The sequence below is a fragment of the Stenotrophomonas maltophilia group sp. P373 genome (assembly GCF_053295075.1).
In genome coordinates this window covers 355,552-367,500 of the sequence record NZ_CM129994.1, presented here as the reverse complement: position 1 = coordinate 367,500, position 11,949 = coordinate 355,552, and the positions used below count along the sequence as shown (strand labels likewise).

Annotated in this window: 12 protein-coding genes (1 of these 12 only partly in view); 8 read left to right on the top strand and 4 right to left on the bottom strand. The window is 68.1% G+C overall.

Annotation, left to right across the window (positions count from 1 at the left end):
* Nucleotides 1-355: the 5' end (the start) of a tyrosine--tRNA ligase gene (gene tyrS / locus ACSYHF_RS01680; protein ID WP_005420460.1), read on the bottom strand. It extends 857 nt beyond the left edge of the window; only the first 355 of its 1,212 coding nucleotides appear in the window; its start codon is at nt 353-355; the stop codon falls past the left edge of the window.
* A 167-nt stretch (nt 356-522) separates the two neighbouring features.
* Between tyrS and ACSYHF_RS01675 the strand changes: the two genes are divergently transcribed.
* Entirely contained in the window at nt 523-1,995 is a 1,473-nt protein-coding gene (locus ACSYHF_RS01675; protein WP_262220917.1) for a M23 family metallopeptidase, read from the top strand.
* Nucleotides 1,996-2,061: 66 nt separating this feature from the next.
* Entirely contained in the window at nt 2,062-3,189 is a 1,128-nt protein-coding gene (locus ACSYHF_RS01670) for an anhydro-N-acetylmuramic acid kinase (RefSeq protein ID WP_005420463.1), read from the top strand.
* Nucleotides 3,190-3,257: 68 nt separating this feature from the next.
* Here the strand turns inward: ACSYHF_RS01670 and ACSYHF_RS01665 are convergent, their stop codons facing one another.
* From ACSYHF_RS01665 to ACSYHF_RS01655, 3 genes are all read right to left on the bottom strand, one after another.
* Complete coding sequence (locus ACSYHF_RS01665; protein WP_005420465.1) at nt 3,258-3,488, bottom strand: hypothetical protein; 231 nt, start codon at nt 3,486-3,488, stop codon at nt 3,258-3,260.
* Between the two features lie 78 nt (nt 3,489-3,566).
* Nucleotides 3,567-4,871 (bottom strand): AmpG family muropeptide MFS transporter, encoded by a 1,305-nt coding sequence (locus ACSYHF_RS01660; RefSeq protein WP_053500327.1) that lies wholly within the window; start codon nt 4,869-4,871, stop codon nt 3,567-3,569.
* Complete coding sequence (locus tag ACSYHF_RS01655; RefSeq protein ID WP_069140053.1) at nt 4,868-5,668, bottom strand: exodeoxyribonuclease III; 801 nt, start codon at nt 5,666-5,668, stop codon at nt 4,868-4,870. The genes ACSYHF_RS01660 and ACSYHF_RS01655 overlap by 4 nt, the downstream gene beginning before the upstream one ends.
* 161 nt (nt 5,669-5,829) lie before the next feature.
* Here ACSYHF_RS01655 and pyrE point away from each other — a divergent pair, with 161 nt between their 5' ends.
* The 6 genes from pyrE to kdpC all read left to right on the top strand — a co-directional run bounded on the left by pyrE (nt 5,830) and on the right by kdpC (nt 11,922).
* Nucleotides 5,830-6,489, top strand: coding sequence for an orotate phosphoribosyltransferase (gene pyrE / locus ACSYHF_RS01650; RefSeq protein ID WP_005420471.1), 660 nt, complete (start codon nt 5,830-5,832; stop codon nt 6,487-6,489).
* 19 nt (nt 6,490-6,508) lie between these two features.
* The gene (locus ACSYHF_RS01645) at nt 6,509-7,171 is read left to right on the top strand and encodes a hypothetical protein (RefSeq protein ID WP_005420473.1); all 663 of its coding nucleotides are present in this window, start codon (nt 6,509-6,511) and stop codon (nt 7,169-7,171) included.
* A 221-nt stretch (nt 7,172-7,392) separates the two neighbouring features.
* On the top strand, nt 7,393-7,485 hold the full coding sequence (locus ACSYHF_RS01640) for a potassium-transporting ATPase subunit F (RefSeq protein WP_005420475.1): 93 nt from the start codon (nt 7,393-7,395) through the stop codon (nt 7,483-7,485).
* Between the two features lie 12 nt (nt 7,486-7,497).
* Nucleotides 7,498-9,207: a potassium-transporting ATPase subunit KdpA gene (gene kdpA, locus ACSYHF_RS01635; RefSeq protein ID WP_447576037.1), complete on the top strand. Its 1,710-nt coding sequence runs from the start codon at nt 7,498-7,500 to the stop codon at nt 9,205-9,207.
* Nucleotides 9,208-9,217: 10 nt separating this feature from the next.
* Nucleotides 9,218-11,275 carry a potassium-transporting ATPase subunit KdpB gene (kdpB, locus tag ACSYHF_RS01630; protein WP_447576036.1) on the top strand — a complete coding sequence of 686 codons (2,058 nt, stop codon included), beginning with the start codon at nt 9,218-9,220 and terminating at the stop codon, nt 11,273-11,275.
* Nucleotides 11,272-11,922: a potassium-transporting ATPase subunit KdpC gene (gene kdpC, locus ACSYHF_RS01625; RefSeq protein WP_111177976.1), complete on the top strand. Its 651-nt coding sequence runs from the start codon at nt 11,272-11,274 to the stop codon at nt 11,920-11,922. The genes kdpB and kdpC overlap by 4 nt, the downstream gene beginning before the upstream one ends.
* The last annotated feature ends 27 nt before the right edge of the window (nt 11,923-11,949 follow it).

Genomic DNA, 11,949 nt, shown 5'->3' with positions numbered 1-11,949 from the left:
CTTCGGTACGGCTGCGGTCGAGCACCTTGAACACCTGTTCCTCGTAGGTACGGGCGTTGGCCAGCACGTCATCGCGGCTGAGCGGCTTGCGGGTCAGGCTCTTGCCCGAGGGATCGCCGATCATGCCGGTGAAGTCGCCGATCAGGAAAATGACCTGGTGGCCGAGGTCCTGGAACTGGCGCATCTTGTTCAGCAGCACCGTGTGGCCCAGGTGCAGGTCGGGCGCAGTGGGGTCGAAGCCGGCCTTGATCCGCAGCGGGCGGCCTTCCTGCAGGCGCGCACGCAGATCCTCGAGCTTGAGGATCTCGTCGGCACCGCGGCCGATCAGGGCAAGGGCTTCTTCAATCGAGGACACGTGACTACTCCCGGCAACGCCGATTCTTGTGTGGGGTGTTAAAGCAAAGTTAACCCGATTGGCTTCACAAAAGCCAATGGGCACAAGGGTTTGACGCGGTTTTCTCAGGTGTCTATGGTAACCGGCGATCAGGCCCGCGCTCCCGGGCCGCCAGGAAAAAACCGCCGATGCACAATTCCGAACAAGGGCGCGCACGCAAGCAGCGCTTCCAGGAACGCCTTCACGTCCTGCACGACAACGCCCTGCATCGGAAGCTCAGGCAACACCTTCCCGCCGCCTTCAATGAGCGCTGGACCCGCCGCCATTGGATGCACGCCAGCCTGTTTGCGACCATCGGCGCCCTGGTGGCGACGATCGTCCCCGGTTTCTCGCACACCATTGATGCGCCTTACGCGGACAGCCACACCAGCCTGGCGCTGCCGCTGCCGCCGTTGACCATGGCCCGCCAGCAGCAGGTGCCGGGCGACAGCTGGCAGGTGCTGCGCGTCCAGCGCGGCCAGACCCTGAGCGACCTGTTCGACAAAGCCGGCATTCCGGCCACCACCCTGCACCGGGTGCTGGAGCACCCCGGTGCGCGCGAGGCGCTGACCAAGCTGCGCCCGGGCGCCGAGATCGCCTTCGACATGCCGCTGTCCGGCGACCTGCGCAGCATCCGCTTCGATCGCGACGCCGACAACCGGGTGGAACTGAGCCTGGCCGGCGATGACATCAAGGAGAAGGTGACGCGGCGCGAGACTTCCACGCGTACCGTGGTCACCAGCGGCGAGATCACCAGTTCGCTGTATGCCGCGGCCCGCCGGGCCGGGCTGTCGCCGTCGGCGATCGCGACGATGACCGACGACATCTTCAAGTACGACATCGACTTCTCCAAGGACCTGCAGCCGGGCGACCGCTTCAGCGTGGTGATGGACGAGACCTGGCGCGAAGGCGAGAAGGTGGACACCAGCAAGATCCTGGCGGCGACCTTCACCACCGGGGGCAAGACCTATTCCGGCTTCCGCTTCGACCGCAACGGCAAGTCCGAGTACTACGACATCAACGGCCGTTCGTTGAAGAAGAGCTTCATCCGCATGCCGATCCCGTTCGCGCGGCTGAGCTCGACCTTCGGCGCACGCAAGCACCCGGTGCTGGGCAAGATGCGCATGCACAAGGGCGTGGACTACGCCGCGCGTACCGGCACGCCGATCATGGCCGCAGGCGATGCCCGCGTGCAGTTCGCCGGCGTGCAGCGCGGCTATGGCAACGTGGTGATCCTCGATCACGGCCGCGGCCACACCACCCTGTACGGGCACATGTCGCGCTTTGCGAACATCAAGACCGGCCAGCGCGTGGCCCAGGGCACGGTGATCGGCTACGTCGGCTCGACCGGCCTGGCCACCGGCCCGCACCTGCACTACGAATTCCGCGTCAACGGCGAGCACCGCAACCCGCTGACCGTGACCATGCCGCCGCCGGAGCCGCTGAAGGGCGCCGAGCTGGTCGCCTTCCGCGCACAGACCGCGCCGGCGATGGCCCGCATCCAGGGCATGGAGAAGCTGATCTACGCCGATGCCAGCCCGGCACCGACCAGCCGCGACGAGGCCGCCACCGAGGTGGCCAGCGCCAAGGACAAGCAGGCAACCGGCCGCAAGCGCGGCTGAGCGCGCTGCGTTGACGAACAAGGACGCGGCAGCCCAAGCTTGCCGCGTCCTTTTTTTATGCCCGCCATGAACACCACTGCCGACGCTGACGCCCCCCTGTACCTTGGCCTGATGTCGGGCACCAGCGCCGACGGCATCGACGCTGCGCTGGTGCAGTTTCCCGCGGGCGGTGGCTGCCGCTTCGTGCACGGCCTGACCGCCCGCTGGGAACCGGTGCTGCGCGCGCGGCTGGTGGCGCTGGGCGAAGGTGGCCCGTTGGATTCGCTGGAGGAGCTGGGCGAACTGGACGCGCGGATTGCGATCAACTTCGCCGAGGCCGCCAACCAGCTGCTGGCCGAAGCCGGCGTGGACCGCAGCCAGGTGCGCGCGATCGGCTCGCACGGCCAGACCGTGCGACACCGCCCGCTGGCCGATCCGGCGTTCACTGTGCAGCTGGGCGACGGCAACCGCATCGCCGAACTGACCGGAATCACCACAGTATCCGACTTCCGCCGTCGCGACGTAGCGGCCGGGGGGCATGGTGCGCCGCTGATGCCGGCTTTCCACCTGGGCATGCTGGGTGCCGCCGATGAAGACCGCGCAGTGCTCAACCTGGGCGGCATCGCCAACCTGACCCTGATCCCGCGCGAAGGCGCGGTGCGCGGCTTCGATACCGGCCCGGCCAACGCGCTGATGGATGCCTGGTGCCAGCGCCACACCGGCCGTACCTTCGATGCCGATGGCGCGTATGCCGCCAGTGGCGCGGTGGACGAGGGCCTGCTGGCCGGCTGGCGTTCGGACCCGTGGTTCGCGCTGCCGCCGCCGAAGAGCACCGGGCGCGAGCAGTTCCACCTGGCCTGGGCCGAGGCGCACATGGGGGAAGGCCAGTACGCCGCCACCGATGTGCAGGCCACGCTGCTGGAGCTGACCGTGGCAACCGTGGCCGATGCGCTGCTGGCGCAGCAGCCGCAGACCCGGCGCCTGCTGGTCTGTGGCGGCGGCGTACGCAACCGGCAGCTGATGAAGCGGCTGGCGGCGCGGCTGCCGGAGGTGCAGGTGGAGTCCAGCGCGATGCATGGGCTGGACCCGGAGTACGTGGAGGCGATGGGATTCGCCTGGCTGGCGCAGCGGACGATGGACGGGCTGGCCGGCAACCTGCCGAGCGTGACCGGAGCAAAGGGGCCGCGGATCCTGGGGGCAATCCACCTGGCGTGAGGTGGCGCCATCCACGCACGGCGTGGATTCACCGGGCAGCCGAGCGTGGGCTCGGCTCTACAAAGCCGCTAATCGAAGCCCTGCCCTGCGGGCAAGGCCTGCAGGGCGGCGATCGCATCGGAGAGAGCGTCCACTTCGGGATCGCCAAAGCCGGAGCGGACCTCCAGTTCACTGCTGAACAGGCCCTGCTCCAACAAGGCGGCGCAGGTCTGTTCATGGGTCCAGCCGCGGGCGACCGCGACACGTCGGATACGTTCCAGCAGCAGCGGGTCCAGGTCCCGCAGCACAACGTCGGCCATGCTCACTTCCCCGTTCGCAAGGCACCGCCCCCTCGGCGCGTCGGGGGCGATGATCCCGCAGTCCGGGCGGGCAGGCAATCAGGCGACCGGCGGCGGCCCGCGGTCGGCGATCCGCGGCCACAGCCAGGCCAGCAGCAGCAGGGTCGGCACCACAGTGATCGAGCTGAGGATGAAGAACGTGCTGTAGGACGTCGCTTCAACGATGTATCCGGAGACACCGCCGATGAACTTGCCCGGCAGGTTGGCCAGCGATACCAGCAACGCGTACTGCGTGGCGGTGAAGTTGCGGTCGGTCAGCGACGACATGAAGGCTACCAGCACGGTGCCGGCGAACCCCTGGAACAGGTTGTCGGCACTGAGCGCGGCATAGAACGCCCACAGCTTGCCTGGGTTGTGCGCCATCAGCAGGAAGGCGAGGTTGGACATCGCCACGCCCAGTGCGGCCACCAGCAGCATGCGCCGGAAGCCGAATGCGGCCACCGCAATACCCCCCAGGAACGCACCGCCGATCCCCATCCATACACCGAACAGCTTGGACACGGTGGCGATGTCGGCCTTGTCGAACCCCGAATCGAGATAGAACGGCCCGGCCATCACGCCGATCACCTGATCGGGGAACTTGAACAGGCCGACGAAGGCCAGCAGCACCAGTGCCAACGCCACGCCATTACGGCTGAAGAAGCTGGAGATGGGCTGGACGAAGGCTTCGGCGATATCGATGCGACGCTGCACCGCCGTGGCCGGGCGCTCCGGTTCGGCGCACAGCAGGGTAGTGACGATCGGCAGCAGCATCAGCGCGGCCATCGCCAGGTAGGCGACGATCCAGCCTTCGAACTGCGCCAGGTACAGCGCGCCGGCACCGGCCAGGATCAGGCCGATCCGGTAGCCCAGCGTATAGGTGGCCGCCAGCGCGGCCTGCGCGGTCTGCGGAGCGATCTCGATACGGTAGGCATCGACCGCCGAGTCCTGGGTGGCGCCAGCGAACGACGCCACCAGCACCCACATCACCAGTGGCCAGACGCCCTCTTCCGGCCGCACGAAGGCCAGTGCGACCAGGCCGACCAGCACCAGCACCTGCGATACCAGCAGCCACGAACGGCGGCGGCCGAGCGCGCCCAGCAGCGGAAATGCATAGCGGTCCAGCAGCGGCGCCCACAGGAACTTGAGCAGGTAGAAGAAGCTGGCCAGGCTGATCAGGCCGATGCTGCCCAGGTCCAGGCCGACGTCGCGCAGGCGCGTGGACAGCGTCTGCGAAGCGATCAGCAGGAACGGCAGGCCACTGCCGAAGCCAAGCATGGCCATGGTCAGCGCCGACGGGGTACCGAAGGCGCGCTTGATGCCTGCCCAACCCTTGTAGCTAACCGGCGTGGCGGCCTCGGTCACAGGTCGTAGTCCACGGTGAACGGGGCGTGGTCGGAGAAGCGCTCGTCGCGGTAGATCGAACAGCTACGCAGTTTGTCGCGCAGGCCCGGCGTGATGAACTGGTAGTCGATGCGCCAACCGACGTTGTTGGCGCGGGCGGCGCCGCGGTTGCTCCACCAGGTGTAATCCTCGCCGGTGGGATTGAGCAGGCGGTAGGCATCGGCCCAACCGCGGCCGGCGGCGACATCGGTGGCCTGGCCATGGTCGGCGCAGAGGGCGTTGAGCCAGTCGCGCTCCTCCGGCAGGCAGCCGGAATTCTTCTGGTTGGACTTCCAGTTCTTGATGTCCAGCGCCGAACGCACGATGTTCCAGTCGCCGCACAGCACGTAGTCGCGGCCGCTGCGCGCCCACTCCTCCAGGATCGGGCGCAGCCATTCCATCACTTCGAACTTGAAGCCCTGGCGCAGGTCACCCGAGCTGCCGGAGGGAATATAGAAAGAGACCACGCTGAGATTGCCGTAGCGCGCCTCGATGTAGCGGCCTTCGTCGTCGAACGGGGCCCAGCCCAGCGAGGTGATGACCTGGTCCGGCTCGCGCCTGCTGTAGATCGCCACGCCGCTGTAGCCCTTCTTGGTGATGGCGTCGCGATAGAAGCAGTGGTGCCCGTCTGGACGGAACATCGGGTCGGTCAGCTGGTCTTCCTGGGCCTTGGTCTCCTGGATGCACAGGACGTCGGCGTCCTGGGCACGGAACCAGTCGAGGAAGCCCTTGGTCGCGGCGGAACGGATGCCATTGGCGTTGAAACTGATGATGCGCATGCGGGGACCTGCGGCGGGAAACCGGGCAAGCATACCGGTTGCCCGTGGGGCTGCGCAGTCCGCCAGGCAGCGCCGCGACAGCCTTCACGCGGGGCCGGACGAGCGCGAAACGCCCAGCTGGATTAGGATTTGTGCTCCAAATGAAGATGAATCGAGTTTTGATGAGCGACCACCGCCACCGTTTCCTGCAGCTGGCCCTGACCGCCGACGCCCTGCGCTTCGGCCAGTTCACCCTCAAGTCCGGCCGGCTGAGCCCCTATTTCTTCAACGCCGGCCGTTTCGACTCCGGTTCGCTGCTGTCCCAGCTCGGCGCCTGCTATGCCGATGCCATCGATGCCAGCGGGATCAAGTACGACGTGGTGTTCGGCCCGGCCTACAAGGGCATTCCGCTGGCCACCGCGATGGCCTGCGAGCTGGCCCAGCGCGGCCGCGACCTGCCGCTGTCGTTCAACCGCAAGGAAGCCAAGGACCACGGCGAAGGTGGCCAGCTGATCGGCGCCGACATGAATGGCAAGCGCGTGCTGATCGTCGACGACGTGATCACCGCCGGTACCGCGATCCGCGAAGCGCTGGGCATCATCCGCGCTGCCGGCGGCACCCCGGCCGGCATCGTGGTAGCCCTGGACCGCCAGGAGATCGCCTCGGAAACCGACCGCCGCTCGGCGGCGCAGTCGGTGGCCGAAGAGGCCGGGATTCCGGTGATCGCCGTGGCGTCGCTGGCCGATCTGCTTGATTTCGCCTCCGGCAACCCGGAACTTGTGGGTTACCGCCAGCCGCTGGAAGCCTACCGGGCCCAGTACGGCGTCCGTTCGATCCGCTGACCGACCCAGGGGAAAGGTCATGTCCCGAGTTCCTGCCGTTCTCTTTGCCGGCCTGCTGCTGGCCGTGCCGTCCACCGTGCCGGCGCAGTCGCGCGACGGCGGCAAAGTGGAAAAGAAGCTGTACTGCTGGAACGAGGGCAAGGAGCGGATCTGCAGCGATTCGCTGCCAGCCGATGCGGTCAATCACGCCCGCGAGGAGTTCAACGCGAAGAGCGGCCTGCGCAATGCGCAGGTCCAGCGCGCGTTGACCGACGAAGAGCGCGCCGCGGCCAGCACCGAGGCGCAGCAGCAGCAGCTGGACCTGATGGCCGAGCAGACCCGCCAGCGCACCGAACAGGCGATGCTGTCCACCTATGGCAGCGAGGACGACCTGCGCCGGGTGTTCGCCGAGCGCCAGGAAGTGCTCGACAACAACCTCAAGACCGCCGAGTACAACGTCACCAGCCTGCGCGAATCGCTGGTGGCGCTGTTGTCGGCCGCTGGCGACCGAGAACTGGCCGGTGGCAAGGTGGCCGACAAGCAGGCCGAGGCGATCCGTCAGCGGCATGTGCAGTTGCGGGCGCAGCAGCGCCTGCAGGCGGGGTTCCTGCAGCAGCAGCAGGCACTGAAGGCCGAGATCGACAGCACGCTGCAGCGCTACCGCGAGCTGAAGGGCGTGGCGCCAGCGAGCCAAGCGCCGTGATTCGCTTGTAGGGTCGAGCCCATGCTCGGCTCCGCGTGGCCTTGGGAAAGAGCAGCCCAGCATGGGCCCGGCTCTACAGTGGGCGGCGCCTGGTTACGGCTTGGCCCACGGAATTTATGCACTCTTTACGCGTCGGCACGATCCGGCGCGTAGTGCGTTTATGGGCGGCAGGACGACGATGACGGCCTGAGGTGGAGGGGTTCCACCAGGACGCTATTGCAATGTCCCCCTGGCTGTCGTTGTTGTGTGGCGTGCTGGTGCTGGTCGCCGCCGCCTATCTCCTTTTTGTCGTGCTGCGGCCCGAGTCGTTCTGAGCGGAGCCTGCCATGACCGAGATGCTTGTGATTATTGCCGCCAGCCTGTTGCTGGCGTGGCCGCTGGGCCTGTACCTGGCGCGCGTGATGCGCGGCACGCCGATGAAGGCCGACGTGCTGTTCAACTGGATCGAAAGGCCGTTGTACAAGGTGTTCGGCGTCGATCCCTCGCGCGCGATGTCCTGGCGCGGCTACGTGCTGGCCTTCGTGCTGAGCAACGTAGTGATCGCCGTACTGACCCAGGCGGTGTTCATGACCCAGGCCTGGTTGCCGTTGAACCCGGACCAGATCCCGAACATGCGCTGGGACACCGCGCTGCACACGATGATCTCGTTCCTGACCAACACCAACCAGCAGCACTATTCGGGCCAGGCCCAGCTGTCCTACCTCTCACAGATGACCGGCATCACCGGCCTGCAGGTGGTGACACCGATGATGGGCCTGGCGCTGGCTGTGGCCACGCTGCGCGCGTTGTTCTCGCGTGCGCCGCAGGCTGCGGCGGCCACCGGTGCCGGCGACGACCGCCAGGTGGCGGTGGGCAACTACTACGTGGACGTGGTGCGCCTGTGCGTGCGCTTCCTGTTGCCGCTGTGCCTGGTGTGGACCCTGCTGCTGACCAGCCAGGGCGTGCCGTCGACGATGGCCGGTGGCCCGCAGGCCACGCCGATCGATGCCAGCGCCGGCATGACCGGACAGAAACTGCCGCTGGGTCCGGTGGCGGCGATGGTCGCGGCCAAGCAGCTGGGCGCCAACGGTGGCGGCTGGTACGGCCCGAACAGCAGCTTCCCGCTGGAGAACCCGACCCCGCTGTCGAACGCGCTGGAGATCGTCGGCATCCTGCTGGTGCCGATGGCGGTGATCTTCATGATCGGTGCGTTCACCGGCCGGCGCCGGTTCGGCGCCCTGGTGTTCAGCTGCATGCTGGGCATGTCGCTGCTGTCCACCGGCGCGATGGTGTGGAGCGAAGGGCACAGTGCCAGCGCCGCCACGCCGCTGCTGATGGAAGGCAAGGAGGTGCGCTTCGGCGCCGACGGCACGGCGCTGTGGGCGGCGGTGACCACCCAGGTCTCCAACGGGTCGGTCAACGGCATGCATGACTCGCTGGCGCCGCTGAGTGGCGGCATCGCGATGGTCAACATGCTGGTCAGCGCGATCTGGGGCGGCATCGGCTGTGGCCTGCAGCAGTTCATCGTGTACCTGCTGCTGGGCGTGTTCCTGGCCGGGTTGATGACCGGACGTACGCCGGAACTGTTCGGCCGCAAGCTGGAGACGCCACAGGTACGCCTGCTGGCCCTGCTGGTGCTGCTGCAGCCGATCACCCTGCTGGTGTTCACCGCGATCACCCTGGCCGTGCCCGGGCTGGCCGCTACCTCCAACCCGGGCTTCCATGGCATCAGCCAGGTGTTCTACGAGTACGTCTCGGCCTACGCCAACAACGGCTCGGGCTTCGAGGGGCTGGGCGACGCCACGCTGTGGTGGAACCTGAGCTGCTCGCTGGTGCTGCTGCTGGGCCGCTTCCCGCTGCTGATCATCCCGCTGGTGGTGGCCGCACAGCTGGCCGCCAAGCGCCAGGCGCCGGAGTCTGCCGGCAGCCTGCAGATCGAAACCCCGACCTTCGCCCTGACCCTGGTCTCGGTGATCGTCATCCTGACCGTGCTGCAGTTCATGCCGGCGCTGGTACTCGGCCCGATCGCCGACCACCTCAGCCTGGGACTGCACTAAGGACACCCCGATGAGTACCCACGCAAGTTCCACCCGTAGTTCCCTTGCCCCGCGCCCTGCGCTGCTTGATGGCGCCGGCCTGCGCCGTGCGCTGGTCGAAGCAGTACGCAAGCTCTCGCCGGTGCACCTGGTGCGCAGCCCGGTGATGGCGGTGGTGATGGCTGGCACGATCGTCGCGGCCATCGTCACACTGACCGGCAATGCGCCGCTGGGCTTCGGCCTGGCAGTGACCGCGATCCTGCTGGTGACCGTGTTGTTCGGCAATTTCGCCGAAGCAGTGGCCGAGGCGCGTGGCCGTGGCCAGGCCGCGTCACTGCGCCGTGCCCGCCAGGACCTGGTGGCACGCCGCCTGGCCGCGCCGCAGCCGGGGGCTGCGGAAACCCAGGTACCTGCCGCCGAACTGCGCCCGGGCGACCATGTGATCGTCAGTGCTGGTGAGCTGGTGCCGGCCGATGGCGAGATCGTGCAGGGCCTGGCCACCATCAACGAAGCGGCGGTGACCGGCGAATCGGCACCGGTGCTGCGCGAGGCAGGTACCGACCGTTCCGGTGTGATCGGTGGCACCAAGGTGCTTTCCGACCAGATCATCGTGCGGGTGACCGCCGAGCCGGGCCACAGCTTCCTGGACCGGATGATCGCGCTGGTGGAAGGTGCCAACCGCCAGAAGACCCCCAACGAGATCGCGCTGACCCTGCTGCTGGCGGCGATGACGCTGACCTTCCTGGTGGTGGTGGCCACGTTGCCGGCCATTGGTGCAGCCGTCGGCGTCAAGGTCGATCCGCTGCTGCTGATCGCGCTGCTGGTGTGCCTGATCCCGACCACCATTGGCGGCCTGCTGCCGGCCATCGGCATCGCCGGCATGAACCGTGCGCTGGCCGCGAACGTACTGGCCAAGTCGGGCAAGGCGGTGGAAGTGGCCGGCGACGTCGACGTGCTGCTGCTGGACAAGACCGGCACCATCACCTACGGCGACCGCCAGGCCAGCCACTTCCATCCGCTGGCCGGCATCGATGCCAGCCAGCTGCGCGAGGCGGCACTGCTGTCCTCGCTGGCCGACCCGACCCCGGAAGGCAAGTCGATCGTGCGCCTGGCGCGCGAACAGGGCTGCGCCACCGCCGAGCCGGACCGTGCCGACTACCTGGCCTTCAGTGCCCAGACCCGCATGTCCGGCGTGGATCTGGAACATGGGCGGCAGATCCGCAAGGGCGCCGCCGATGCGATCCGTGCCCACGTCCAGGCGCTGGGCGGCAACGTGCCGGCGGAACTGGCCGGGCGCGTCGAGCAGGTCGCGCGCAATGGCGCCACCCCGCTGGTGGTGGCCGAGGGTCGCCACGTGCTGGGCGTGATCGAGCTGTCGGACGTGGTCAAGCACGGCATGCGCGAGAAGTTCGCACAGCTGCGGGCGATGGGCATCCGCACGGTGATGATCACCGGCGACAACCCGCTGACCGCCGCTGCCATCGCTGCCGAAGCCGGCGTCGATGACTACATCGCCGAGGCCCGTCCGGAAGACAAGCTGGCACGCATCCGCCAGGAACAGGCCGGTGGCCGCCTGGTGGCGATGGTGGGCGATGGCACCAACGATGCTCCCGCGCTGGCCCAGGCCGACATCGGCCTGGCGATGAACTCCGGCACGCAGGCGGCGAAGGAGGCCGGCAACATGGTCGACCTCGATTCGGACCCGGCCAAGCTGCTGTCGGTGGTGGAAGTGGGCAAGCAGCAGCTGATCACCCGCGGCGCGCTGACCACCTTCTCGCTGGCCAACGACGTGTCCAAGTACTTCGCGATCCTGCCGGCGCTGTTCGCCGCGGCCGTTCCGACCATGGCCGCACTGAACGTGATGCAGCTGTCGAGCCCGCGCAACGCGGTGCTGGCGGCGCTGATCTTCAACGCCCTGGTGATTCCCGCGCTGATCCCGCTCGCCCTGCGTGGCGTGCGCTTCCGCCCGGCCACCGCCACCGCACTGCTGCGCCGGAACATGCTGGTATACGGCCTCGGCGGCGTACTGCTGCCGTTCGCGGCGATCAAGGCGATCGACCTCCTTCTTGTCCTGGTATTCGGCGCATGAACCGTTCTGTTTCCACCTCCACCTCCCTGCCCCGCGAAGCGAAAGCCGAGGCCCGCGTGGCGAGCCTGCAGGATGGCGCAAGCTGGCGCCCGGCGATCGGCCTGGGCCTGGCCACCCTGCTGCTGGCCGGCGCGGTCTACGCCGGCATCGCCACCGGCTTCGCCGGCCTGGCCTACCCGACCCAGGCCGAGGGCAGCCTGCTGCGCGACGGCAACGGCCAGGTGCGCGGCTCGGCGTGGCTGGCGCAGCCGTTCACCGGTGATGGCTACTTCCAGGCGCGTCCGTCGGCGGCCAACTACGACCCGATGGCCGCGGCCGGTTCCAACCTGGCGCGCAGCAACCCCACGCTGGCCGAGCGCGTCGCCGCCAGCACCGCTGCGGTGGCCGCACGCGAAGGCGTTGCCCCGGCGCAGGTGCCTGCGGACCTGGTCACCCAGTCCGCCGGCGGACTGGATCCGCAGCTGTCGCCGGCGGCGGCGCAGCTGCAGGTAGCACGCGTGGCGCGTGCCCGTGGCCTGCCGGTGGAGCGCGTGCAGGCACTGGTGCAGGCGCATACCGAAGGGCGCCAGTGGGGCCTGTTCGGGCAGCCACGGGTGAACGTGGTGACGCTGAACTTCGCGCTGGACCATGCGGCCAAGACGCCGTGATGCTGGGCTGCACCTGCTGCGCGCACA